Annotated in this window: 23 protein-coding genes and 1 tRNA gene; 15 read left to right on the forward strand and 9 right to left on the reverse strand. The window is 55.6% G+C overall.

The features are described 5' to 3' along the window. Window positions 1-302 precede the first annotated feature (302 nt). The 10 genes from SH248x_RS11240 (at window position 303) to SH248x_RS11285 (ending at window position 13,288) form a co-directional block, all read left to right on the forward strand. Window positions 303-1,391: a DUF1559 family PulG-like putative transporter gene (locus SH248x_RS11240; RefSeq protein WP_459554367.1), complete on the forward strand. Its 1,089-nt coding sequence runs from the start codon at window positions 303-305 to the stop codon at window positions 1,389-1,391. Window positions 1,392-1,769: 378 nt separating this feature from the next. Then, a complete protein-coding gene (locus SH248x_RS11245; RefSeq protein ID WP_459554368.1) occupies window positions 1,770-3,128 on the forward strand; it encodes a YncE family protein in 1,359 nt (452 codons plus the stop codon). Window positions 3,129-3,497: 369 nt separating this feature from the next. Beyond that, the gene (locus SH248x_RS11250; RefSeq protein WP_459554369.1) at window positions 3,498-4,331 is read left to right on the forward strand and encodes a UDP-2,3-diacylglucosamine diphosphatase; all 834 of its coding nucleotides are present in this window, start codon (window positions 3,498-3,500) and stop codon (window positions 4,329-4,331) included. Between the two features lie 395 nt (window positions 4,332-4,726). Continuing rightward, a complete protein-coding gene (locus SH248x_RS11255) occupies window positions 4,727-6,016 on the forward strand; it encodes a BtaA family protein (protein WP_459554370.1) in 1,290 nt (429 codons plus the stop codon). Between the two features lie 265 nt (window positions 6,017-6,281). Continuing rightward, window positions 6,282-7,025: a class I SAM-dependent methyltransferase gene (locus tag SH248x_RS11260; protein WP_459554371.1), complete on the forward strand. Its 744-nt coding sequence runs from the start codon at window positions 6,282-6,284 to the stop codon at window positions 7,023-7,025. Window positions 7,026-7,159: 134 nt separating this feature from the next. Beyond that, window positions 7,160-8,260 (forward strand): glycosyltransferase family protein, encoded by a 1,101-nt coding sequence (locus SH248x_RS11265; RefSeq protein ID WP_459558606.1) that lies wholly within the window; start codon window positions 7,160-7,162, stop codon window positions 8,258-8,260. Between the two features lie 222 nt (window positions 8,261-8,482). Then, window positions 8,483-9,139, forward strand: coding sequence for an HNH endonuclease (locus tag SH248x_RS11270; protein WP_459554372.1), 657 nt, complete (start codon window positions 8,483-8,485; stop codon window positions 9,137-9,139). Between the two features lie 522 nt (window positions 9,140-9,661). Further along, window positions 9,662-10,288 carry a preprotein translocase subunit SecD family protein gene (locus SH248x_RS11275; protein ID WP_459554373.1) on the forward strand — a complete coding sequence of 209 codons (627 nt, stop codon included), beginning with the start codon at window positions 9,662-9,664 and terminating at the stop codon, window positions 10,286-10,288. A 25-nt stretch (window positions 10,289-10,313) separates the two neighbouring features. Next, window positions 10,314-10,820 (forward strand): GNAT family N-acetyltransferase, encoded by a 507-nt coding sequence (locus tag SH248x_RS11280; protein WP_459554374.1) that lies wholly within the window; start codon window positions 10,314-10,316, stop codon window positions 10,818-10,820. A 197-nt stretch (window positions 10,821-11,017) separates the two neighbouring features. Then, window positions 11,018-13,288: a hypothetical protein gene (locus tag SH248x_RS11285; protein ID WP_459554375.1), complete on the forward strand. Its 2,271-nt coding sequence runs from the start codon at window positions 11,018-11,020 to the stop codon at window positions 13,286-13,288. Between the two features lie 32 nt (window positions 13,289-13,320). Here SH248x_RS11285 and SH248x_RS11290 read toward each other — a convergent pair. The 4 genes from SH248x_RS11290 to SH248x_RS11305 all read right to left on the reverse strand — a co-directional run bounded on the left by SH248x_RS11290 (window position 13,321) and on the right by SH248x_RS11305 (window position 17,002). Further along, a tRNA-Gly gene (locus SH248x_RS11290) sits at window positions 13,321-13,391 on the reverse strand. A 79-nt stretch (window positions 13,392-13,470) separates the two neighbouring features. Beyond that, window positions 13,471-13,881, reverse strand: coding sequence for a hypothetical protein (locus tag SH248x_RS11295; protein ID WP_459554376.1), 411 nt, complete (start codon window positions 13,879-13,881; stop codon window positions 13,471-13,473). A gap of 165 nt (window positions 13,882-14,046) precedes the next feature. Next, window positions 14,047-14,187 (reverse strand): hypothetical protein, encoded by a 141-nt coding sequence (locus SH248x_RS11300; protein WP_459554377.1) that lies wholly within the window; start codon window positions 14,185-14,187, stop codon window positions 14,047-14,049. A 1,078-nt stretch (window positions 14,188-15,265) separates the two neighbouring features. Continuing rightward, window positions 15,266-17,002 (reverse strand): hypothetical protein, encoded by a 1,737-nt coding sequence (locus SH248x_RS11305; protein WP_459554378.1) that lies wholly within the window; start codon window positions 17,000-17,002, stop codon window positions 15,266-15,268. Window positions 17,003-17,289: 287 nt separating this feature from the next. On the opposite strand from SH248x_RS11305, the gene SH248x_RS11310 reads away from it, so the two are divergent. Then, window positions 17,290-17,829, forward strand: a complete 540-nt coding sequence (locus SH248x_RS11310; RefSeq protein WP_459554379.1) for a tRNA (cytidine(34)-2'-O)-methyltransferase — start codon at window positions 17,290-17,292, stop codon at window positions 17,827-17,829. A gap of 9 nt (window positions 17,830-17,838) precedes the next feature. Here SH248x_RS11310 and SH248x_RS11315 read toward each other — a convergent pair whose 3' ends face one another. The 5 genes from SH248x_RS11315 to SH248x_RS11335 form a co-directional block, all read right to left on the reverse strand. After that, complete coding sequence (locus SH248x_RS11315; RefSeq protein ID WP_459554380.1) at window positions 17,839-18,924, reverse strand: TlpA family protein disulfide reductase; 1,086 nt, start codon at window positions 18,922-18,924, stop codon at window positions 17,839-17,841. Between the two features lie 218 nt (window positions 18,925-19,142). Beyond that, window positions 19,143-19,406 (reverse strand): hypothetical protein, encoded by a 264-nt coding sequence (locus SH248x_RS11320; protein WP_459554381.1) that lies wholly within the window; start codon window positions 19,404-19,406, stop codon window positions 19,143-19,145. Between the two features lie 309 nt (window positions 19,407-19,715). Then, complete coding sequence (locus tag SH248x_RS11325) at window positions 19,716-20,207, reverse strand: Fur family transcriptional regulator (RefSeq protein ID WP_459554382.1); 492 nt, start codon at window positions 20,205-20,207, stop codon at window positions 19,716-19,718. A 100-nt stretch (window positions 20,208-20,307) separates the two neighbouring features. Continuing rightward, on the reverse strand, window positions 20,308-20,514 hold the full coding sequence (locus SH248x_RS11330) for a hypothetical protein (RefSeq protein ID WP_459554383.1): 207 nt from the start codon (window positions 20,512-20,514) through the stop codon (window positions 20,308-20,310). A gap of 356 nt (window positions 20,515-20,870) precedes the next feature. After that, on the reverse strand, window positions 20,871-21,998 hold the full coding sequence (locus tag SH248x_RS11335) for a threonine aldolase family protein (protein WP_459554384.1): 1,128 nt from the start codon (window positions 21,996-21,998) through the stop codon (window positions 20,871-20,873). 307 nt (window positions 21,999-22,305) lie between these two features. Between SH248x_RS11335 and hisD the strand changes: the two genes are divergently transcribed. The 4 genes from hisD to SH248x_RS11355 all read left to right on the forward strand — a co-directional run bounded on the left by hisD (window position 22,306) and on the right by SH248x_RS11355 (window position 25,148). Next, window positions 22,306-23,658 (forward strand): histidinol dehydrogenase, encoded by a 1,353-nt coding sequence (gene hisD / locus SH248x_RS11340; RefSeq protein ID WP_459558607.1) that lies wholly within the window; start codon window positions 22,306-22,308, stop codon window positions 23,656-23,658. Between the two features lie 82 nt (window positions 23,659-23,740). Then, entirely contained in the window at window positions 23,741-23,986 is a 246-nt protein-coding gene (locus SH248x_RS11345; RefSeq protein ID WP_459554385.1) for a hypothetical protein, read from the forward strand. Then, window positions 23,964-24,599 carry a hypothetical protein gene (locus tag SH248x_RS11350; protein ID WP_459554386.1) on the forward strand — a complete coding sequence of 212 codons (636 nt, stop codon included), beginning with the start codon at window positions 23,964-23,966 and terminating at the stop codon, window positions 24,597-24,599. The genes SH248x_RS11345 and SH248x_RS11350 overlap by 23 nt, the downstream gene beginning before the upstream one ends. Before the next feature lie 33 nt (window positions 24,600-24,632). Continuing rightward, window positions 24,633-25,148, forward strand: coding sequence for a 3'-5' exonuclease (locus SH248x_RS11355; RefSeq protein ID WP_459558608.1), 516 nt, complete (start codon window positions 24,633-24,635; stop codon window positions 25,146-25,148). The last annotated feature ends 75 nt before the right edge of the window (window positions 25,149-25,223 follow it).

Genomic DNA, 25,223 nt, shown 5'->3' on the forward strand with positions numbered 1-25,223 from the left:
GTTACTCAATTGATATCTATCGGCAACTCCCGACCTCCAACTGAATGCAATTTCGACATTTTTTTCAGCCCGACCCAGCCACCTGAAACTCCGAGACAAAGCCCCTGTGTACTCCCGTCCCCGTTCTTCATCTGATCGCATCGTCTCAACAACCACATAAACACTCCTTCATCACTTCCAAGAGAACCGCAAAACCCCAAAAACACTCCTTGCAATATATTTGCATTTGCGAAACCATTGCGATACACTCACCGTGATCACACAGTCCCCCCGATGCACCATGCATGCTCCTGGAGAACCCCATGCTGACTCCTGACCATTCCCATTCACGCCCAGCGTTCACTCTGATCGAACTACTGGTCGTCATCGCGATTATCGCGACCCTAGTCGCAATACTCCTTCCCGCTGTCCAGCAGGCCCGCGAAGCCGCTCGACGCTCCACCTGCTCCAACAACCTCAAACAACTCGGCCTCGCCCTCCATAACTACGAAAGCACCTTCTCCGCACTCCCTTTCACTGGCGTCGCCTCCAGCTTCTCCCCCCAGGCCCGCATCCTCCCCTACATCGAGCAGGGCAACCTCTTCGATAACATCAACTTCGGCCTCCCCGTCTACACCGGCACCGGCGGCAACACCGTCCCGAACCCCGTCTTCGTCAACCTCTTCAAAGAAGTCATCCCGGTCCTCCTGTGCCCCAGCGACTCCGGCCCCACACAATACACCGCAACCCTCGGCCCCACCGGCAGCCAGACCGAATACACCTTCGGCGCCATCAATTACATGTGCAGCAACGGCTCCGGCACCAACACCTTCTACGACGACCGCTACCGCACCGACGGCCCCTTCTATCAGAACTCCAGCGTCTGCTTCAAAGACTTCACCGACGGCCTCTCCAACTCCATCGTCATGACCGAAGCCGTCCGCGGCGACGGAGTCGATGCAACTCTCCCCACAGGCACCTTCCCCAAACAACCCTATTCAAAGATCCTCGCCGGAACCTCAGGCACCAGCGGAGCAGGCCCAGCGACTGGCGGTTACATGGGCACCGGCGGCGGCTGGCCCTCAGGTGTCATCTCCAATCCCGACTTGCTCAACGTCGCGAATTCCTATACCTCCTGGCGAGCAGGACAAGCCGGTTCAGGCCGAGGCATGTCCTGGCTGCGGGCTCTCAGTGCCAACGTCCTCACCAACGGTTACAACACCCCCAACAGCAAATCCCCCGACATCACCCTCCACGGCAGCGGCTTCTACGGCCCTCGCAGCTACCACCCCGGCGGCGCCCAAACCCTCTTCGCCGACGGCTCCGTCCACTTCCTCAGCAACAGTATCGACACCAACATCCACCGAGCCCTACACTCCATCGCCGGCAACGAAATCACCACCAACTACTAATTGCCTCCTCCGACGTCCCTTCTCCCCCCGGGAGAAGGTGGCCGAGTCTTCGAGGCCGGATGAGGGACCTCTGCGAATTTCGCAACGCCCCATAGCTCCCTTCTCCCCCCGGGAGAAGGTGCCCAACGGGCGGATGAGGGCATCGCGCCAACAATCTTCCAAAAAATGAAAAGAACATCGAAGGCAAAGCAAAACCCTCACTCTCGTCCCTTCTCCCTTGAGGGGAGAAGGTGTCAGCGCTTCGCTGACGGATGAGGGTGGGGCATAGGCACTCATTCGCTCTCATCCCTCAATCGACACCAGCGGAAATCAGGCTGCCAGTGAGCCTCCGAACCGCACCAAATACATCCATCTAACCCCAACAACACGGATCTCCCCATGAAACACTACCTCCTCCTCACCATCACTCTCCTCCTCACCACAAACCTACAAGCCGCCCCACCCAAACCCCCGCGCATCATCACCCGCTTCCTCTGGCAGGACGCATCCACCCTCTCCGTCCACACAGCCGACCTCCTCGCCACCAGCCCACTGACACTCAGCCCAATCACCACCGTCGCCAACTTCCCCAAGCTCGACCCCGAAAAGCAAACCCTCGTCCAGATGGAAGCCTCCTCTGGTTTTATCCTCGTCGGTGTCCGTGACGAAGACGACGGCAAGTACCAGTCCGGCTGGGTCCTCATCGACACCGGCGTCGACGAAGAACCTCACGGCGATCACTCCCACTGGTACTACCGACGCGCCCCCAAAGCCATCGCCCAAGTCCTCAACGACAAGCAAGGCAACCCAGCTCACCTCTACCAATACGACGGCGTCTTCTACATGGCCAACGACAAGAACGACGGCTTCACCCGCTTCGACCCGAAAGACCTCAAACCAACCGACTCACCCGCATCAATCATCTCCCGTGCCGCCTTCCACAAGGGCGGGGGAGGGCACATCACCCTGGCAGCCGTTGACAATAAGACCGCCTTCTCCACCTGGATCGACCGTGATGGCGAGAACAAAGGCCGCGTCGACGTCGTTCGCCTGACTCCCAAAGGCAGTACCGACATCGCCGCCTCCTTCCATCTCCCCACCGGCGGCATCCACGGCGCCACCGCCTGCGCCGGCAAAGTCTTCTTCGCCCCCTCCGAAGGCATCTGCTGGACCGATGGCGTCTTCACCAGCCAGCCCCCGAAGGTCAATCACATCGACCTCGGCAAGGACGACCTCAACGAATCCCGCCCACGACGCACCGGCGCCTTCAATACCTTCCAGAACCGCTACGTCGCTTTCACCTCCGGCAAAGGCGAATCAACCCGCCTCCACACCATCGACGCCACCCAGCCCTCCCTGCCACTCAACACCATCGACCTTGCCTTCCAACCCGACGACCACGCCTCCAGCGTCGAAATCATCAAGTACCGCCAGTCCTCCCCGCTGGCCTTCATCTTCCATGATCACGAAGAAGAATCAGAAGTCGCAACGCCCTGCAAACTCTCCGTCATCAAGCTCGACCCCAACAACGACGGCAACTGGCAGGATGCCAAACTCGAAAAATCGCTCGAAGTCGGCCCGTCCAAACTCGAAGGCCACAACGGCCACCACAACATCACCTTCGACCAGGCCAGACGCTACGCCGCCTTCACCAACCCCGGCGACGGCACCCTCACTCTCCTCTCCATCGAAAGCATGAGCATCCTCCAAACCCTCCCCGCCACCAAGTCTCCTTCCAAAATCATCGCTGTCCCGTAACAAGCCGTTGAGAATCATTCATCCGGACGAACAGTGAATCGTCGTTCCAAAAACACAGTCAGAAGGAATTCACCACAAAGCCACGGAGAACACAGAGGAAGACAGGACATCGGGATCTCTCGCCTCCCACCTCCGTGACCTCCATGCCTCTGTGGTGAACCTGATCCCCTGGCTTCGAAAACTGCTCCTCCTGTTAAGATAGGCCTGTTTTCCCCACACTTTTTCCACATCCTTCACCGATTCTTATCGCTTACCTAACCAGATCTTCAGATGACAGGCAGATACTTGAAGCAGATGGGCCACAACACGTTGTCTCAATGATGAGATAACAAAAACCAGAGTTGCCCTCAGCCACCAGGGATCGGCCGGATGTCTGTTCGTATTCGAACTCTCTTCCTCAGCGACCTCCACCTCGGCTCTCGACACTGTCGAGCCGACCAGTTGCTCGCATTGCTCAACCGCTTCGAGCCCGAAGCCATCTACCTCGTCGGCGATGCCATTGATGGCCGCGAACTGACCCACCGCTGGCGCTGGCCCCAGGTCTACAACCAGATCCTCGCCCGCTTCTCCGAACTCAAAGACCGCGGCACCGAACTCTTCTACACCCCCGGCAACCACGACGAATTCATGCGTCACCTGCTGACTCATGTCCCTGCCAAGTTCCTCACCAGCTCCATCAAGATCGCCCCCGAGTTCGTCCACATCACCGCCGACGGCAAACGCCTCCTCGTCATCCACGGCGACCAGTTCGACAATCACGAATGCCACTGCGGACTCGTCTCCAAGCTGACCGCCTTCATCTACGACAAACTCCTCCACGCCGACCGCTGGCTCCGCTGGACCGGCTACTCATCGTCCCGTTACGACAACACCCTCTCCAGCTGGCTCAAAAAACGCCTCGGCAAACTCCAGCTGTTCTTCAACGAATATAAAGAGAAGCTGTCCGCGCACGCCATCTCGCGCCAAATGGACGGCATCCTCTGTGGCCACATCCACCAGCCCATGCTCGACACCACCGGCAAAACCGCCTACCTCAACACCGGCGACTGGCTCGAACACTGCTCCGCCATCATCGAAGAAGATAACGGCCACCTCAAACTCATCTTCTCCGACGACCTCTCCACCTACCCCGACGACGACCAGTTTCACCCCGCCCGCAACGCCACCATGTCCCCCACCAAACCCGACTTCGAAGCCGTTTAACCTCATAGGCGAGCGGGGGGTGTCAACCCCCTGTCCCTTGCGCTCCCTGCCGCCAACACCAATCCGAGTACGCCAGACAGCAATTCTTCACACTCTTTGTGCTGAGCCTTGGCAGACCTCACGTCATGTGGTCAATCTTCGCCAGCTTCCCTTCCTCTCACCCCGCAATCTCCCCCCGCCTTCCCCAATCCGCACACACCCTCACATCCGATCACCCCACCTTCCCGGATTGATCCTTTCCAAACCGAAACCGCTGTTGTAACATTACCGACGTGCCGCGGCCGCGTGTCACCCATGCTGACCAACGAAAACAGTCCGACCAGGGAGGTCGACGGGACTTCGAGTTCACCCGGTGGTCAGTTACTCCTTTCTAAAGCTCAAAGGTCGACTGGTTCATGCATCTTTCTCAGATCGAGCCACAAAATAAACTTCCCCGCACCTCAAGACGACGCATTTCCGGTACGCTCCGAAAATCTCTCGGTCTGGATCACGTCAGCAAGGCGTGGTTCAAGTTCGTGCACGGCAGCTCGCTCGTCTACAACACCTGCTGGGAAGATCCCCGTCTCGACCACGTCGCGCTGGAACTTTCCGAGAAGGACAATGTTCTCGTCATCACCTCAGCTGGCTGTAACGCCCTCGATTACGCCCTCGCCAATCCAAATCACGTCTACACCGTCGACGTGAACCCCAAGCAGAACGCGCTGCTCGATCTCAAACTCGCCGCCATCAAACACCTCGAATACGACGACTTCTTCCAACTCTTCGGCAAAGGATCCCACCCGAAGTTCAAGCAGTTCTATCAGGAGAAACTGCGAGCCGAACTCCCCGAAGCTTCTCGCAAATTCTGGGACAAGCGTTCCAAGTTCTTCTCCGGCAAAGGCCAGCGCCCCAGCTTCTACTTCTACGGCTCATCAGGCATGTTCGCCTGGTTGATCAACATCTACATCGACCGGGTCAAAAAGATCCGCCCGGTCATCAACGAACTCCTCGCCGCCGAGACAGTCGAATCTCAGAAGGACATCTATCAGCGTTATCGCCTGCGTGAAACGATGTGGACTCCCTTCCTGAAGTGGGCCATGAAGCGCGACACCACCCTCGCACTCCTCGGCGTTCCTCGGGCTCAACGCAAACAACTCGACCGCGATTACCCCGGCGGAATCCTCCAGTTCGTCGTCGACAGCATCGAGACCGTCTTCACCGAACTCCCCATCAAAGACAACTACTTCTGGCGCGTCTACCTGACTGGCCAGTACACCAAAGACTGTTGCCCGAACTACCTCACCGAAGAGGGCTTCAAGAAGCTCAAAGGTGGTCTGGTCAACAAGGTCTCAACCCACACCAACACACTCCTCGGCTTCCTCAAAGAAAACCCAGTGACGATCAGCCGTTACGTGCTGCTGGACCACATGGACTGGCTGGCCGAAGTCAAACCCAAGATTCTCGAAGCCGAGTGGCAGGCAATGATCGACCGCGCCGCCCCCCAAACCCGACTCCAATGGCGCAGCGCCGGCCTCTCCGTCGGCTTCGTCGACCCGATCTCCGTCAAGATCGGCAACACCACCAAGAAGCTAGGCGAGATGTTCGAGTACAACCAAGCCCTCGCCGACCAACTCCACCCAATCGACCGAGTCCACACCTACGGCAGCTACTACATCGCCAACTTCGATAAAACAAAGCACAGCTAATCGTCCCTTCTCCCCCGGGGAGAAGGTGGCCGAGTCTTCGAGGTCGGATGAGGGATTTTGCGAATTTCGAATTACCACGATCTTCGCAGCACCAAATGCACATTCGAAGGTGATTCGACTTTCATTGCCCATTTGGTGCGGTTCGCAAAGCCTCACCAGCACCCTACACCAAATCGATCCCTGCTGACTCTTCCCAACTCCGCGACCTCTGCTCCCCTCAGCGTCCTCTGCGTTCCAACCTCTTCCTCCGACGAATTACGATCCCATGGCCCAAGCCTCCTCCGAACCCGGCTCGCTCAAGACACTCTGGCACATCGCCGCCCACCGTGTCAAAGGCGATAGCCACGAAGAGCGCCTCGAAAGCTTTTACAAAGGCCAGGCCTCCTGGTACGACTCGTACCGCAAGAAGCTCCTTCACGGCCGCAAAGAGATGTTCTCCTCTCTCCCGGTCAACGATGGCGACACCTGGATCGACCTGGGGGCAGGGACCGGCGAGAACGCAGAACACCTCAAAGACAAGCTCCCACGCTTCAAGCAGGTCTATCAGGTCGACCTCTGCAAACCTCTTCTCGAAGTCGCCTCCAAACGCATCGAAGCCAACAACTGGACCAACGTCAAACCTGTCCACCACGACGCAACGACTTTCATCCCACCCGAAGGGCAGGTCGATCTCGTCACGTTCTCTTACTCACTGACGATGATCCCCGACTGGTTCGCCGCCATCGATCACGCCTACAACCTCCTCAAACCCGGCGGAACCCTCGGCGTCGTCGATTTCTATGTCTCACGCAAATACCCCGCCGAAGGCATGACCAAACACAGTTGGTCGACCCGCACCTTCTGGTCCACATTCTTCGCCTTCGACAACGTCTTCCTGACCGGCGAACACCTGCCGTACATCACGAAGAAGTTCAAGATCGAAAAACTCCACGAAGGCCGCGGCAAAGTCCCCTTCATGCCCCTCTTCCGCTCCCCCCACTACTGGATCATCGCGAAGAAGCCTGAATAGAAATTGGGAATTGGAAATTAGAAATTGGTGGAGAGCCAATTCCCACGCATTGCGTCACACGGCTGCAATCCAACGATTCCGGCTAATTTCCAATTCCTATTTTCTAATTTCCATCTCCCATGGCAACCATCTTCATGAGCATGTCCGGCGAGGGAAGGGGACATGCCACCCGCATGTGCTCACTCACCGAAGGTCTCAAGCAGAATCACCGCATCGTCCTCTTCGCCCCCGCGGACGCCTATGCTTTCCTCGCTCCCCTCTATGTCGATAATCCCCAGGTCCAGGTCGTTGAACTCCCCGGCTTGATCTTTCATTACGTCCAGGGCAAGCTCGCTGTTCTGACCTCGATCTACGAAGGCTTCCGCTACCTGCGAGAAACCCTCGACCCGCTCGTCGATCTGCTCTGCGAATGGATCGAACGCGAACGCCCCAGCCTGATCGTCACCGACTTCGACCCCGCACTCCCTCGCGCTGCGATGCGCATGGGCGTCCCGTTCATCAGCTTCACCCACCAGCACTTCCTCCTCGCCAACGACCTCTCCTTCCTCCCGCTCGATCTCAAGATCCACGCCTGGACCATGAGCTTCGGAGTCGCCGCTCATTACCGTGGCCAGTTCCTGACGATCGTCTCCTCGTTCTTCAAAGCGGACCTGCGCAAAGGCTACGAAGAGACCATCCAGGTCGGCCCGATGATCCGCCCCGACATCCGCAACGCCGTCGTGACGGAAGGCGACTACTTCCTCTCGTACCTTCGCAAGAAGACTCCTGACTCCGTCGTCAACGAGATCGTCAAAACCGGCCAGCGCGTCCGCATCTATGGCATTGGCGAACGAGAGCCGGTGGGCAACGTCACCTTTCATGCTGTCAATCCGCAAGACTTCGCACGCGATCTCGCCGGGACGAAAGCCATTCTCTGTGCGGCCGGCAATCAGCTCCTCGGCGAATCTGTCTTCCTCGGCAAGCCGGTGTTCGCCATGCCCGAGGCCGCTCACCATGAGCAGCAGATCAACTCTCAATTCCTCCGTCGCATGGGCTGCGGCGACTTCGTGACGCTCGAACGCTTTCGTGCCGAACAGTTCTTACGCTTTGTCGAGAACCTCGGCGAATACCGCCGTGTCATCGAGTCAACCTATCGTGGACGCGAAGGAACCGGCGACGTGGTGCAGATCATCAAGACCTGCCTGAATTCTGAAACGCTCGCCGCTGCTCCGGCGCGTCAACTTGTGGGTGGATGAAGTTTTCATCAATTCCGTCAAGATTTGGCGGTTTCCTCTTCATCCGGTTTTCTTCACGCCTCTATTATTCTTAAAGAGTTCTCCCTCATCGGGTTCTGAAGACTCCTCTTGTCAATCAGCAACTCGGCTGGTTAGATTCATCGGATCGACTGGCTGGGCTCGCGCTGAGAGTCCATCCCGAACTTAAGCAGGGCACACATTCTTTTCTCCTCAGGAAGGTTTATGGCCAAGACGCTCAAGACACACCGGCACCCCGAGGACCACGTCGATCTCGACTACGGGATGACGGGGGATATCCTCACTCGTCCGACGCTGGTGCTCAACCGCAGCTGGCAGCCGGTTCGGATCGCCTCCGCGGCCCGCTGCATGATCATGCTCTGGAACGGCACCGTCAAAGTCGTCGACCCGGAAAGCTTCCAGCTCTATGACTGGCACGACTGGTCGAAGCTCCAGCCACGCGATGGCCAGGCCACGATCCGCACGGTGCAGACCGCGCTCGTGGTCCCCGAAGTCGTCGTGCTGCAGGAGTACGACAAGATCCCCGTCAAGATGGTGACCTTCAGCCGTCGCAATCTGTTCCGACGCGATCATTACCAATGCCAGTATTGCGGCAAAAAGCCCAAGACCACGGACCTGACGATCGACCACATCACTCCCCGCTCCAAGGGAGGAACGTCGACCTGGGAAAACTGTGTCCTCGCCTGTATTCGCTGCAATACAAGAAAGGGCAGCAAGACCCCCGAAGAATCCGGCCTCAAGCTCAAACGCACCCCGATACGCCCGACCTGGACAAGACTGTTCGCTCCTCCTCAAAACCGGATCAGCAGCTGGTCAAAGTTCATCAGCGAAGCCTACTGGAACGTCGAACTGCAAGAATGACCAACGCATCGGATGTGAATCCGATGCGTTTTTTGTTGGCCTCTTACAGGCGAGCGGGGGATGTGAATCCCCTGTCTTAATCCCATGTTATTTATCAACACTTGCAACACGCATAGCCTCCAGCCTTCCCCGTCCTGAAAGGACGACTTCTACCAGCCCAGGATGAAATCCTGGGTTTCTGTGTGAGAAAAAACGCCCCACCCTGAAAGGGTGGTTTCATCTGTGGTATGGAGCGATGTCACGACGTCGTCAAGGGAGAAAGTTCGTCCGAGTTGAAGATCAAGTGGATGTAGATCTTCGCCAGGGATTGGGCCATGTTGGAATTCGTGGTGAGCGACCCTTACAGGGTCGGGGTAATCGTATTGATCGAAACCCAGGATTTCATCCTGGGCTGGCAGAAATCGTCCCTTCAGGACGGAGAAGTCAGATCGATTCTGTGCTGAACGGGATTGGTTGCGCCCTCCCCAGTTGCTCCTCTCCAACATTTGTTCTGTAATCAAATACACACTCAAGGAGAACGCCATGCGACTGACTCTTCAATCCTGCCTGCTGCTCATCATCACTACATCTTCCCACCTCCTCGCTCAGGAGAAGCCGAACTCGAACACCGAGTTTGCCATTGTCGCTAACTCGATCGATCACAAATCGATCTTCGAAGCCGCTGAGAAAACCAAAGACGATCCCAGCACCACCGAAGTCAAAATCGATGGCACGACACGCGCCCGTTGGGTTCCCATCGCTGTCGACTCAAGAAGACAACCAAAGCTTGCGGCCAATGGAAGCGACATGCTGATTCGCCAAACCGAAGTTGCCGGCAAGAAACGAAGTGAAGTTTTACTGCTGGTCGATGCCGCAGAACCTGAAACGATCAATGGCAAACATCTTTCGTCGGTGAAAAAGTCTTTCGACTCAAATGGTGGCACAGCTATTGCGGTCGAACTCGATCCACCGGGCGGGAGAACGATGGAACTTTTGACAACCCGGTATCGTCCCACAAAGACAGGCCGTCGACGCCAACTGGCAATCGTCCTGAACGGCGAAGTCCACTCTGCTCCCAGCCTGAATGATGTCATCAGCAATAGCCTGATGATCACAGGTCTCTTCACGGAGGAAGAAGTTGACGAGCTTGTAAATAGCTTGTCTCGGTAATGTTGGATTTGCTTTAATAGCCACCATGAACATCCGCCTGTACGAAGACCATGATTGGCCGCAAGTCTGGAACATCCTGGAAGGGATCTGCAGGGCGGGGGAGACGTATGTTTTTTCGCGGGAGATTACGGAAGAGCAGGCGAAACAGATCTGGATCGGGACGCCGCAAGCGACGTTTGTGGCGGTTGATGATGATGGCCGGACGGTGCTCGGGACGTATTATCTGAAGGCGAATTTCCCGGGGCAGGGGGATCATATTTCGAATTGCGGCTACGCGGTGGCTGCGAATGCTTATGGTCGCGGGGTAGCATCGGCGATGTGCGAGCATTCGCTGGGGCAGGCGAGGGAGCGCGGGTTCAATGCGATGCAGTTCAACTATGTTGTCTCGACGAATGAGCGGGCGGTCAAATTGTGGCAGCGGTTTGGGTTTCAGATCATTGGGACGATCCCGAATGGGTTCCGGCATGCGACGTTGGGTGAGGTTGATGTCTTTATCATGTATCAGAATCTCGATCATGGCGACTCTTGTTGATTTGGGAGTGAGGGGTTGGTAAGGTTCGCAGAGGTCCCTCATCCGACCTCGACTGTATTGACTGGCGAACCTGAGGTTCGACTCTGCCACTTTCTCCCCGGGGGAGAAGGATCAAGGATTACTGTTGCGTTTTGAGTGATCCACAGCACACTATAGAGCGTCCCCTCGAAAGCACCTCGATGCGAAAGGTTTTGCTCATGCTCGCCATGTTCGTGCGCTGCGGACTGTTCTTGATTGTCGTGACGGCCGCCTGGCTTGCTTCTCCTGGCATCGAAGCATCCGAACTCGGAACTGTCAGTGAACTCGCCCCCTTCGGACAGGTGCGGCTCGTCGATGAGATCGATGTGACTGCTGCGAACGGGATGACGGAATCGCCGCAGCATGGGAGTCGCGTTGAGGAGATTCTGGGGCGCAAGACCCGTGTTGTGATTCCCAACGAGAAGGAAGCCAGTTACGTCACTTGGCGAGTCGGGAAGGGGAAGGGGCTCAAGCCGGGGGCTGCTTATGTTCTGGTGGTCGATTATCCCGAAGATGTTGATCGCAGTTGCATCGTGATCAATACAGGAAATGAAACGGCGCGAGGGTTTCATACCGGGAGCACGGTGGGGGATGCGCTGCATGCGAAGTATGTGAACGGCCTGGTGGAATCGTTGAATGTTCCTTTGTCGAAGACCTGGAAGTCCTGGACGTTGATGTTCCATCTGCATGACCGGTTCTCGGACAAGGGGCTTCTTCGAGGGCCGGAACCGCGGACGCTGGGGCCGGAGGATGGCTTTGATGTGACGGTGATGCAGTTCTCGTCGAACAATGATCCACTCTCGGCTGGGGCTGCGGTTGGTGGGCTTCGTTTGTATGAAGTTGTCGGGCAGGTCCCGAAGCAGACCATTGTGTTCCCTCCTGAGCATCTGCCGCGACGTCACCTCTTTTGGCGGGAAGAGATGGCCGATGGAGTGATTGATCAGAAGAGTCCCCAGCTGGGGATCACGCAGCCGATTGACTGGTATCGTTACAAGGCGGGCCAGATGCACTTCCTGGGAATGAATACCTTCAGCAAAGACCTGCTCGAGTTCGGGGCCTGTCAGCATTGGGACTCGACGGCTCATGGAGGACATAACTGGGTTTACTTTGACGAGGCGACGAAAGGGGTCTGGGATCAGGTTGTCACGTTGATGGGGCAGGAGGGCTTTGACATCCTCCCTTATTACGAATACTCGGGCAGTAAAGGGGCACACAGCCTGGGGCACGAGCGACATGCCAAGCCGTTGACGCGGGATGATGCTTACTCGCATATCTCCTGGATCGAGAATGCCAATGCGGATATCACCGAGCCGGAGGCGCTCGCGGATTTCTGTAAGATGCTGGACATCACGGTCGTGAAACCTTCTCAACGCGCGAAGTTCGTCGGAGTCTGGCTTCGTCCGCGTATGCAGATGCCGGTCAGTTTTTCGGAGGGGGCGCTGGTTCGGTTTGCCAAAGATAATGGAGGAGGTGTTATCTCGCGTGAGGATCTGAAGACGAATCCTGAGCTGTATGAGAAGTACCTGGGGTGGTGGCATTTGAAGCGTCGTGACTTCCTGGTCGGAGTGCGCGACTATTTGACGAAGGCCGGGCTGAAGGATTCGATCGTCCTGTATACAGGCTGCACGGCTGAGCCGGGGGTTGGGTTCCACACTTGGGAGAAATTCCTGCCGACGGATCAGCCGGACCGCTGGGCGGAGATTTTTAAGTCGCCTCAGCAGAAAGCCAGTAATGGGGAGTGGATCAAGCCGATCACGGTCAATGATATTGTGGATCGCCAGATGTATCGCAAAGGGCTTGTTTCTCCCGGGATGAACTGGGGATCGTGGGAGGTTCAGCATTGCCAGCCTGCTGATGATCCTGCGAACTACAAGCAGACAGACGGGGTGATGCTGTCGCATGCGTTCAATCGCAGTTATACGGTCGCTGATCCGAAGACGATGGAAGACTTCCGGGCGCCAGCGGGGTTGGCGATGATTCGACATTATGCGCTCAATGAGCACATGGTCTTTGATGCCAACGACCAGCAGAAGATGAATTACTTCGTGTGTGACATGGAACGAGCTGGACCTTACTGCATGATGGCTGAAGCGATCGCGATGGCGAATGGTGATCCTTCGATGATTGGCTATCTGGTGGGCGCGAACTTTGGTCGTGGGTTTCCGGAGTATGTGCGCCGGTTCAATGCGAACTACCTCGCGCTGCCTGCGTTGCCGAGTGAGCGGTTGACGGAGGCATCGGATTCGAAGGACATCGTCGTGCGACGCATTCACACAGACAAGGATGGCGACTGGCTGTTTGTGGTAAACACCTCGATGCACCCTGCGAGCGCGAAGGTGAATGCAGGGGATGCGAAGTGGACCGAGATTGTTTCCGGCAAGCTTGTCGGGAGTGAGATCGATGCGGAACTGGAGCCGTTTGAGCTGCGGAGTTATCGGGTGCAGCAGTGATGGTCGCTGGGAAGCGCCAGCGGGGAAGCAAGAGCGGCTGAAGGGAATCGAACCCTCATCGGAAGCTTGGGAAGCTACTGTGTTGCCATTACACCACAGCCGCAGTGTGCTTATTAACGTATCGGGCATGCTGCCGTTGGTCAAGGGGGTGAGGTCGCACATATTAACGTATTGACGGTGAGCTATCTTTGATCTCCGGGACGAACACATTTCCAGATTTTTCCCAGTCGTCTTCGTTCGTCAGTACTGATCAGGCCGCGATCTTCGAGTTCTGACGCAATATAAATACCAAAGATCTCTGCAGGAGTAGGTGTTTCTTGAACGTCATCATAGAGAATGATCATGCAAGGCAGCTGATTATTTTCGGGATCATGACGATTGGGATCATCACAGAATTCGTAATTGCCGACGGACAGTTCGGCATTGGCGTAGCAGGTCCAATAACCAAGCGACCTCAATTCTTTGATATCGTTAATCAGAATGTCTATCCAAACTCGTTGAGGATCACTATCTCTTCGAAGCTTTGCAAAGGTGATACCGGGAAAGGTAAGCAGAAGCTTTTTAATCTCCTCTAGTGATTGTGGTGGCGTCATTTTTCGACTTGGCAGTGAGTCAGATTACGAACTTTCTTAAACTGTCGCGGTGATCATTTTACTATTTTTTCTTACTTGGATGTCAGCTGAAATCAAAGACTCTTATTTCAGAAGTTCGATCTGAGCTGTCAACTTGGGCTTCGGTTGCATGTTTTTTACTTTCATTTAAGAGTTTGTGTTGCTTATGAGTGGTAGCTGGTGGAGGAGCATGACGATGCTCGCCCAGAGGAGGACGAAGGCGAGGGAGATCCAGCGTCGCCAGCGGGAACGTGGTTTGGGGGGATCGGGAGTTGGTGTTGCGGTCATTGGTGTTCTTAGGGTTGTTGTTTTAAAAATCCAGTTCGGAACGGTTTGGGTTTCGACTGCTTGGGTCGTTGGTGGTCACATCGGAGCGGGCATCTGAAGCGGAAGACACAGACAGGAATGTCTGTGCTACCGGGATGTCCTTAGCACTGGCTGACTTTTTCATGGTCCACCGCTGAAGAACAGTGTTCACGACGAGGGGCTGCCTCGTCGGTCCGATGATGCTGAGGGTTGAGATGGTAGCGGACCATGCCCTGTGATCCTGCGGACGTATGGAGTCCTTGTGAGAGGGCTCGCTGTGTCGGCTGTGGGAGAGTCGTGGGCATGGGACGTTGGTTCCGAACTGGGGTGAAGAATAGGGCTTGGGGGTTGGGGCTTAGGGCTTGGGGGGAGGTTTTTCTGGGGGTTGGTTGTGTTGTTGAATGTCTGTTTGTGCCTATGCCCCACCCTCATCCGTCAGCGAAGCGCTGACACCTTCTCCCCTCAAGGGAGAAGGGACGGAATGAGAGCGCTATGCAATTCGCAGAGGTCCCTCATCCGGCCTCGACTGTATTGACTTGCGAACCTGAGGTTCGACTCGGCCACCTTCTCCCGGGGGGAGAAGGGCACTCGGAATGGAGTGGGATTTTGCCTTCGGATGTCTTTCGAATTTATAGATGGCTTGTTGGCGCGATGCCCTCATCCGGCCTTCGGCCACCTTCTCCCGGGGGGAGAAGGGAGTTCGGAGAGCGATGCGTGCACTTCACTTGGCTCTCTACTCTACCGGGAAGTGTTGCGCGGTTGGGGGGTGGTAGACAGCGTGTTTGCGATGTTGGTGAGGGGGGAGAATGCGGAAGGTGTTGGTGGGGTGAGGGATGAGGTTGCGCGATATTGAGGAGGGAGTTTTAAGACGGGCAGTCTGAGAATCATGTTTCGCAATTTACGTGTGAGGCGAGAAGCACTGGCATAGGCAGTGGCACACGAGCGGGCCGGAGTTTGTACTAACCTGGTTCGCCACGCGGAGAAGGCAGCGCGCAAAAAAACACCCTGCTTGTAAGGGCAGGGTGTTTTCTGTTGGGAATCAAATCAGATCAGGCTGGGATCAGTTGCAACCGCATGGGGCTGCAGCTGGGGCACAGGCTGAGGCGACTGGGACTTTGCAAGTGATGGTTTGTGGAACCATTTTGCAGACCTGGACGTTGATTTGTTTTTCGACTTGAACTGGAACGCAAACGTTGGTGGTGATGGTCTTCTGGACTGGCACGCACTCGTTGACGGTCACTTCGTAGGTTTGCTCTTCAGGAACGTATTCGCAGACGGTGACCATGCGAGTACGAGTTTCTGGTTTGCAGACGGTGACGTTGTAGCTGTATTCCTGAGTTTCAGGAACGCAGTCGTAGACAGTGCTGGTGGCTGTGCGGGTTTCGGTTTTGCAAGCCTGGACGCAGTAGGTGTATTCGACCTGCTCGTCGACCCAGTCGCAGACCGTGACGGTTTGAGTACGGGTTTCTGGTTTGCAAGCCTGGACGCAGTAAGTGTACTCAACTTGCTCATCAACCCAGTCACAGACGGTGACGGTTTGGGTGCGAGTTTCTGGCTTACAGACGGTGACGTTGTAAGTGTACTCTTGATCGACGCACTCGAATTCACAGACGGTGACGGTACGGGTACGGGTCTCTGGTTTGCACAGAGAAACGGTGTACTCGTAAGGAACTTCTTCGGTGACGCAGTCATAAACAGTCGCCGTACGGGTACGGGTTTCTGGATGACAGGTGGTCACGTTGTAAGAGTACTCTTGCTCAGAAGCCTGACACTCGTAAACGGTGTAGGGGCATTCTTTGGTTTCACAGCCGGCAACCCAGACCTTCTTGCAGCAGGTTTGTGGCGGGCAGCAAGGGTTGGTGGATGGGACTTCGACGGTTTGAGTTTCCCAGTGTCCTGTGTTGACAGAAACAGTGCGGGTCTTGGTGACAGGAACGCGGTTGTAGACCGTGCGAGTTGCGGTCTTGGTCTCGGTTGATGGGACCATGACGGTGTACTCGGTCGTGACTTCACGTGGGACCTGCTTCATGACTTTGCGGGTCGCGTTGCGGGTTTCGGTGTAAGGGACGTTGACGGTGTAGGTCTGCTCAACTTCGCGTTGAACTGGCTTTTGAACCTTGCGGGTCGCCGTGCGGGTTTCAACAGTTGGAACCATCACGGTGTACTCGCGAGTTTCTTCGCGTGGCACGGCCTTCTTGACAGTGCGGGTCGCTGTCTTAGTTTCGGTGTAGGGAACCATGACGGTGTACTCGCGAGTTTCTTCGCGTGGGACGGCTTTCTTGACGGTGCGGGTACCGGTCTTGGTTTCCGTGTAAGGAACCTGGACGGTGTACTCACGCGTGACTTCGCGTGGGACCATCTTGTTGACCGTGCGCGTGGCGGTCTTGGTTTCCGTTGACGGGACCATCACGGTGTAAGTCTGCTCGACTTCTTTCGAGACAGGCTTATTGACGGTGCGGGTGCGAGTTTCCGTCTTGGGATGGTTTTCGTAAACGGTGATGGTGCGTTCTTGAGCTTGAGTCTGATACTCGGTGACCATGACGGTGCGAGCTTCTGTGGTCATTTGAGGAACCATGACGGTTCGCTCAACTTCCTGGTAGGTTGGAGCACAGGCAGCAGGGGCAGCAGCACCACAACCATTTTCGACAACTGGACCGCAGCCGCTGTCGCAGCAGGTCATACAACGCTTGGGTCCGCAGCTGCGGTGTGCCAAGCACAACAATCCTGCCTCGGTAGGGACAGCAAACACTGCTGTGACGACCAGACCGAGGGCAATTTGAAACGCCCGACGAATCATACTCAATGCTCCTTAAACTAGATGTGGAATGAACTGGCTGGCGATCTTGCGAAGAGTTCCCAGACTGCGTCATCCAACGTTGGCAGCCTTGCCGATTGCATTGAATGGGTAATTTGGGGACTATGAGGCTATACAGTACCACGTCTTAAGGCGTTTTCCAGAAGAAGCCTTGGGAGATCGCTAAATTTTCAGACATTCTGGACGGGGTCTGATGGCTGGATTGCGTCGGGAGGTATGATGAGTGCGAAGTTTGTCGCTTTGGCCGCGAGCGATGACGGGGTTTGAGTGTGACGGTCGTAGAGATTTTGAAGCTGATTGTGATGAACGAGCAAGTGGAAACTAGTGTCCCGATGAGGTCCGAACCGCTGTTTCATGTGGTGCTGTTTCAGCCGGAGATCCCGCAGAATACGGGGAATATTGGGCGAACGTGTCTGGCGATCGGGGCGAAGCTGTGGCTGATTCGACCGCTGGGTTTTCATCTGGATGAAAAGCATTTGAGACGAGCGGGGATGGATTATTGGAAGCATGTGAATTGTGAGGTGGTGGATGACTGGGAGGACTTCGTGGCGAAGTGTCCTTCCAAGCGGATCTGGTGCCTGACGAAGTTTGCCACGAAGCTGGCGTGGGAGGTGAAGTTCGAGCGGGGGGATGTGTTGCTGTTTGGGAGCGAGTCGCAGGGGTTGCCGGCGTCGATCCGGGATGCGGTGCCGGAAAGGCGGGTGAAGCTGCCGATGCTGGAGGATGTGCGGAGTCTGAATCTGGCGAGTACGGCGACGGCGATTGTGTATGAGGCGATCAGGCAGACGGGCGGGTTGGTGGGGGAGTGACAGAAACGCCTATTTTTTCTCTCCAACAAGTTCTTCTACCCAGGTAATAAGCGTCTCTCCGAGATTTCCTGTCACACGACGCCGAATATGACCTTCTGCATCGACAACGAAATACGTGGGCCACGCCGCGATTCGCCATTGATGCGATGCTGGCCCGTCGCTTCCATCAGTTACGACAGTCCATTCAAGACCATCTGCTGCAATCTTCTTGCGGACTTTCTCCAGTGATTTTTCAGCGTCACTGTTCATTTCGATGATGACAACGGATTCTCTCGGAAACCTGTTCAGAATTTCTTTTTGAATAGGATGCATCGCGACACACGGACCACACCAGTGTCCGGAAAACGAAATGATGGCAATCTTTCCACGGATGGTTTCGTGAAGGTCAAACTCATGGCCTTCGATTGTCTTCCCTTTTGTCTCGGGCACGGTTTTCATGATGGCGACTGGGCTTCGAAGGTCTTCCAGTAGCTCGGTCGCGTTTTCGCTGTTTTTGCCACGATAAGTATGAACTTCCGGGTATTCTGTGATGACCTTCTCCAGCAACTTCTCTGCGTTTGCTAACGCTTGAAGGTCCCCATTTTCTTCTGCGTCTCTCTTCGTAAGTGCAGCAAACGCGAACAAAGCAGCACCACGGACGCCAAAATTGGGATGGGTATCGGAAATTTTTAGGAGCGCTGAATTGAGTCGCTCCGAGCGGCGCTTGATCAGCTCAGACATCAGCAATTGAAGTTGATGAGTGTTTTTAAGCGTCTTCGCATTGTCCGAAAGGAGATCGAACATTGCATCAAAATCTTTGCCAGGAACGCCTTCGACCGATATCCAAATCAGGCAATCGAGCCATAAATCGTCATTGGAATGCTCTTTCGCCAATTTCAAAAAGCGAGTTGTGTACTGCGAATTGATCTGCTGCTTCCTGTTTACTTTCTCTGCTTTTGAGAGTTCGGAAGCGTCGTCGACTGATTTTGCCTCAGTCTTCCATTCCGCGTACAAGACTCCATACGGAGTTACAGGGCGTTTGCCTTCTTCTGCAGGCAGAGCGAATGCGACCATGAGAAGGATTGCAGTCGTCGTCCCAGTGAGCAGTCGGAACATCTTGTGGTCCTATCCATTCATCATGCGTTCAAAGGACAAGTGAAATCTGAATATTGTTATAGCACGCCATTGCTGGAATTAAAAACAGCAAGAAGTTCAAGTTAGAATCTGCGTCCTGCAATTCAAAAACCCCTTACTGAATTGGGAACGCACGCCGGGGATTCCTTACTGGGAAAGGAGGGAATGAGGTCGGATTTTGAAATGCTGGCTTGCGGCGATCATCGTGGAGTGTGGCGACGATGTTTCCATCCGTAGAGAACAGCAGACCACAAACCGTCGAAGCGGTAGGTGAGGTCGATGTAGTGTTGGATGACGTAGAAGGCGAAGTAGTAGAAGCGGCAGAAGCTCCAGATGGCGACGATCAGGAAGAAGGCGAACTGGAGTGTCGGGTTGGACCAGAGGAGGTAGCCGGCGGCGAGGAAGCCGGTGAAGAGGAAGAGGGTGGCTTTGATGATGATCCAGCGCGGGGTGAGGTCGGGCATGGGGGGACTCGCGGGGGAGGGGATCGAGAGTCAATCAGCAGAGTCGATTTGTTGTTGGAACCGTGATGTGAGATCGGCACTGGCATAGCCAGTGGCACCCTGATGATCATCTCTGAGCTCGCACTGCTGGGCAAGCCAGCAGTGGCACACCTGGGGTATGGGAGCCAACGTCGAGTCGATGTTGGTCGGGTTTGATGCGGGTGATCGTTTGAGGAGAGCGAGTTCGCGCGGAGCGGTTGGTCAGCGAATGAGCGCGGATGGATTGTGCGAGCGGTTTGCCCCCCGGTGGGTCACCGGGGGCTAAATATTTTAGACCATGTCTAAGCGGCGGTGTCTGCGGACGGGGGGTTTTAAGCATTGGCGGCAGATGCCGTAGACTTCGAGACGGTGGCCTTCGAGGAGGAAGGTGTTCTGTTCGGCGATCTGTTTGATGAGTTCGGAGATTTGTTCGTTGTGGAATTCTTCGAGGCTGCCGCATTTTTTGCAGATCAGGTGATCGTGCTGGGGGTAGCCGTAGTCGTGTTCGTAGATTTCGCGGTCGTTGTTGCGGGCGACGCGTCTGAGCAGGCCTGCTTCTTCGAGTTGGGAGAGGGTGCGGTAGACGGTCGAGCGGGAGACGCGTTTGCTGTCTTTGCGTCGGGAGAGGCGGTTGACCATTTCTTCAGCGTCGAAGTGTTCGTGATCAGAGAAGACTTCTTCGATGATGATTTCACGTTCGGGAGTCAGGCGCATCTTCTTGGTCGCCAGGAACTCACGGAATTTCTCTTTGGGGGTCGCGGAGACTTCAACACTACCTAACACGGGATTCCTGACTCTTTGATTCTGGCGAGAGATGGGAAGTTGATATTGGTATCGGCGGAGTGCGCTCCCTGTTGGTCGCGGCTCTGACGGGACTCGATATTTATGGTTTGCGTTTTTTGGATCGAGGTTTGTCGTCATCGTCCATGACACTGTCGAACATGCGACTGAGGGCCTGTTCGAGCTTTTCATCGGTATCGTAGGTGCCGTTTTCGATCGCGGCTTTGATTTCCTGGAGTCTTTTTTCACGAGGAGTCAAGCCGTCATCCGATCCGGGGTTTTGATCTGGTTCATCGGGTGATGACATCATAGGGGCCAGATCCGATTCGTCCACTGCGAGCGAGACAACGAGTTCACGAGCCGGGAGAAAAAAGTGAGCAGACGATCATGAGACAAAGAAACAAACACAATTGAGTGATGACGGGGGGATTTCATGAGTATACGCGGGGGGACGCGGGCACATCAACACGTTTCTGTGGGATGAGCGAGCGTTGATGGGTGAGCAGGTGGGTTGGGGAAGCAGGGGAGGCGGAGACGCAGTGCGGTTGCCGATGGCACCCGATGGGAAGAGGAGAAGGGGGAATTGGGCTTTGGCGTATTCTGAGCGGCAGGGTTCTTGAGGGTCGTTAAGACAGGGGGTTCACACCCCCCGCTCGCCTTCAGAAGTTAGTAGCTGGCGGATGTGGGGGATTGGTTTTGGCGGATGTGGGGGGTTTCTCGGCGGACGATTTCGAGGGCCTGCTGGATTTGGGTGGCGTTGACGTCGAGATGGGTTAAGGCGCGGATGCGTTGGCGTCCCATGGCGTAGAAATGGAGGCCGTGATTTGACATCTGGGCGACAAAGTCGGTGGCGGAGCCGACGGTCGGGTCGACTTCGAAGAAGATGATGTTGGTTTCGACGTCGTCGACGTTGATCTTCAAGCCGGGGACCGTCGCGAGGCCTTGGGCGACGACTTTGGCGAGTTTGTGGTCGTCAGCTAAGCGGTCGACATGATTTTCGAGGGCGTAAATGGCGGCGGCGGCGAGGATACCGACCTGACGCATGGCTCCGCCGAAGACTTTGCGGAAGCGTCTGGCCTTCTGCATGTCTTCTTTGTTGCCGACAAGGATGGAGCCGACGGGGCAGCCGAGGCCTTTGGAGAGGCAGATCGAGATCGAATCGAGGGGATCGCAGATATCCCGGAGGGTATAGCCACGGGCGACGACGGCGTTGAAGACGCGGGCACCGTCGAGGTGAAGCTTGAGGCCGCGGTTGCGTCCCCATTCACAGACGCGGAGATATTGATCGAGTGGATAGGCTTTTCCGCCGCCGATGTTGGTGGTGTTTTCCAGGCAGAGGAGGCGCGGGGTGGGGAAGTGGATGCTGGGAGGGCGCCAGGCTTTTTCGAGTTCTTCGACATCGAGCATGCCGAAGGAGCCTTTGACGTGTTTGCAGGTGACGCCGCTGAGCAGGGCAGGGCCGCCGGCTTCGTAATTGGCGATGTGGCCGTATTCTTCGATGTAGAGTTCGTCACCGGGCTGGCAGTGAACCTTGACGGCCAGCTGGTTTGTCATGGTTCCCGAAGGAGCGAAGACGGCGGCCTCCATGCCGCACATTTCGGCAACCATGGCTTCGAGGCGATTGGTGGTCGGGTCTTCTCCGACCATGTCATCTCCGACGACGGCGTGGAAAATGGCTTCACGCATGGCGGGCGTGGGCTTGGTTTCTGTGTCGCTGCGGAGGTTGATGTCTGGCGTTTTGTGGGTGGTGTTCGTCACGGTGTCTGCTGCTGAAAGCGTCGATGTCGGAGCCATAAAGTGCCATAGAGCGGAGTCTGGACGCGTGTCACGAGGCGGTGAGTTGCGTTCCTGGCTATGCTTTTCGAGAATGAGGATGCGGAACGCGGTCTATTATAGGAAACGGCGTGACGTCGGTTGAGATCATATTCTGCCTGGCAGGAGATCCAATCGTCGTTTTTGGGAATTTTCTTGCGGGACTCGTCGAAAAACGACAATTTCGCGCACAAAACTATCAATCGGCGGAAAGCCATATTTCCACGGGACTTACATGTCAGCACAGGGATCAACAAACGCAAATTCGACCAGCGTCAGCGGACTCAAAATGAACGTGATCGATGCACGTCAGGAAGGGTCGTTGAAACAGTTCGCGGAACTGCGGGACAAGCTGAGCCCGGATGGGAACGTCGTCTCGGAAGCGGGGAAGGCGCGGACGATTGCGTTGTTCGGCGAGCCACTGACGCCATCGCAGGTGGTGGAGCGGATCTGCAAGGATGTCAAGACGCGCGGGATGGCGGCGCTGTTGGAGTACAACAGCAAGCTGGATAAGAAGGAGCTCTCCGCGTCTGAACTGCGAGTCCCACAAGAAGAGCTGGAAGCGGCGCACAAGGGAGTCGATCCTGCGTTTCTGAAAACGATTCGTTGCATCGCGGATCAGGTTCGTGAGTTTCAAGCGGCGATTCTTTCGACGGATGTGAGTCTCACGCGTCAGAAGGGCGGGGGGACGATTCAGCTGGGGCTGCGTTACCTGCCGATGAAGCGGATCGGGATTTGTGTGCCCGGGGGAGCAGCGGCGTATCCTTCGACGCTGTTGATGACGGCGGTGCCGGCACAGGTCGCGGGGGTGAAAGAGATTGTCGTCGTGGCTCCGCCGACGCCGTTTGGGAGTTACAACCAGCAGCTGCTGGCAGCCTGTCACGAGATCGGGGTGAGCGAAGTTTATCGCATGGGGGGAGCGCAGGCGGTCGCGGCGATGGCGTATGGGGTCGAGGGGATCGCGCCGGTGGATAAGATCGTCGGGCCGGGGAATCTGTTTGTCGCGCTGGCGAAGCGGTTTGTGTTCGGGCAGGTCGATATCGACAGCATCGCAGGGCCAAGCGAAGTGATTGTGCTGGCAGATGAGACGGCGCATCCGGATTACGTGGCAAGTGATCTGATTTCGCAGGCCGAACACGATCCTGGGTCAGCCGTGTTGATTACGTGGCATGAGCCGCTGGTCGCGGATGTCATCAAGTCGCTGGAGAAGCAGTTATCGCAGTTGTCTCGTGGCGATCAGGCGACACGCTGCCTGAATGAGTATGGGGCGTTTATTATTGCGAAAGATGAAGACCATGCCGCAGCGCTGACGGATGAGCTCGCGACGGAGCACCTGCATATTTCGACGAAAGATCCGGAAGCCATGCTCGCGAAGGTGCAGAACGCGGGGGCGATCTTTATGGGGCATGACACGCCGGTGGCCCTCGGGGATTATGTCGCAGGGCCGTCGCACGTTCTGCCGACGGGTGGCACGGCGAGGTTTGCCAATGGGCTGTGTGCGAATGATTTTCTGAAGCGGTCGTCGATCATCGGGTATGATAAGAAGGCCCTCGCTGCGGATCGGGATGATGTCGCGATGATGGCGAATACGGAGGGGTTAACGGCGCATTTGGCGAGTGTGGATGTGCGGTTGGGGCGTTGATTTGCTCAGATCTCATGTAGCCTGTTGTCGATAATCCGAGTAGAATTCGACGTGACAGGTTTTATGGAAAGTGAGTTTTGCGATGGCTGGTATTCAGAAGAAATCAACGAGCAAAACACAGGCGACAAAGGTCTCTGGCGGCGTCGGTGTGTCGAAGAAACGTCCTGCGACGCCCAGTGCCAAGAAACTCTGGACGAACCGACGTAGCGGGAATACAAAACTGCCTCCGATCGCGGTCGGTGATCTCAAGCCTGATCATCCTGAACTTGTCGCTGCATTTGAGGAATTTTTAAAGAAGAGGTTATATGCCGCCAAAGGCGACAAGTAAGTCTCTGGGGAAAGTGTTCATCAACTGCCCGTTCGACGCCGGATATTTATCATACTTCCGCGCGGCATTATTCACGATCAGAGACTGCGGCTTCGAGCCAAGATGTGCGCTCGAAATTGACGACAGCAGCCAGACGAGAATCGAAAAAATCATTGGAATTGTCAGAGAGTGCGACCTCGGCATTCATGATATCTGTCGCACGGAGTTGGATTCCGTCAGCAAATTGCCAAGATTCAATAGGCCTTTTGAGCTTGGTCTATTTGTCGGCGCCAAAAGCTTCGGCATCAAGAATCAACAGAAGAAACGATGCCTGATTCTCGATATCGAACCTTTTCGATATCAAAAATTCCTGTCAGATATTTCGGGGCAGGATATCGCAAACTATGACGGAGATCGAGATCGATACATCCGTAAGATACGCGATTGGTTAAACAGCAATGTGGCTACGACGACCGGGCGCCATCTTCCAGGGGCAGTACAAATCGTGAATCGATTATTAGCGTTCAAGCGGGCACTTCCTTCTTTCTGCGAGGAAAAAGGGCTGGAACTCGAACATCTGACATACGCTGATTTGAAAGCGTTTGTCGCGACATGGTTACGTATCAATAGTTGAAATTTCAACGAGAAAGTGAGTCAAGAACTTTTCATGCCGTATGTCATGGTTGATGTGGAAGCGGATGGCCCGATTCCGGGGGACTATTCGATGGTCTGCTTTGGGGCAGTCGTGGTTGAGCCAGGACTGGAGAGAACATTTTACGGGAAGCTGAAGCCGATTTCTGATCGTTTTGTGCCTGATGCTTTGGCGGTTAGTGGATTTCGTCGGGAAGAGTGTTTGACGTTTGATGAGCCTGAGAAGGTCATGAGGGAGTTTGGTGAGTGGCTTCGACGGTGTGGTTCACGGTTGATGTTTGTGTCTGATAACAACGGGTTCGACTGGCAGTTCATTAACTGGTATTTCCATCACTTTCTTGGCAGCAATCCATTTGGGTTCAGTTCGACAAACCTTGGTTCGTTGTACAAAGGGATGCAGAAGGACACTTTTGTGAACTTCAAACATCTGCGTAAAACGAAGCATACGCACCATCCGGTGGATGATGCGAAAGGGAATGCGGAGGCGTTTTTGAAGATGTGTGAGATGGGGTTGAAGGTTCGGCTGGATTAATAAGCAGGGGTCTTGTTGTATGTCCATTAGCCAGCTTCAGTGCCTAGGCTCTTTGATTCAATTGAATATCTGATG

The organism is Lacunimicrobium album, assembly GCF_052161635.1.
GTDB lineage: Bacteria > Planctomycetota > Planctomycetia > Planctomycetales > Planctomycetaceae > SXPC01.